Source organism: Salifodinibacter halophilus, assembly GCA_012999515.1.
Taxonomy (GTDB): Bacteria; Pseudomonadota; Gammaproteobacteria; order Nevskiales; family Salinisphaeraceae; genus Salifodinibacter; species Salifodinibacter halophilus.
Genome location: JABEEB010000148.1, coordinates 1 through 292, shown reverse-complemented (window position 1 = coordinate 292; position 292 = coordinate 1). Strand labels below are relative to the sequence as shown.

At 68.2% G+C, this 292-nt stretch carries 1 protein-coding gene; it reads left to right on the top strand.

Translation table 11 applies throughout. From position 1 onward, the window contains the following. Window positions 1–96 precede the first annotated feature (96 nt). Window positions 97–292 (top strand): 5-(carboxyamino)imidazole ribonucleotide mutase (locus tag HKX41_11085; protein ID NNC24675.1); only part of this gene is annotated, 196 nt, incomplete at its 3' end.

The following is a 292-nucleotide window of genomic DNA, read 5'->3' as shown; positions in this document are numbered from 1 at the left end:
AAGATGGGGCACGTCACCGCGCTCGGGGACGACGTCGGTGAGGCGAGCGAGCGCGCGAACGAAGCGCGTAACGCCCTCAACTTCGAGTGATTACCCATGAGTGCTACTAATCCCGACGACGACGCGCGTGACGCGGTGGACGAACTGTGCGCCGACTTCCGAGCGGAGGCGGAACGCGAGCGCGAGCGGACGCCGGACGTCGGCATCGTGATGGGGAGCGACTCCGATCTCCCGACGATGCGCGGCGCGTCGGAGGCGCTCACCGACCTCGGGTTCGCGGAGGTGACGGACT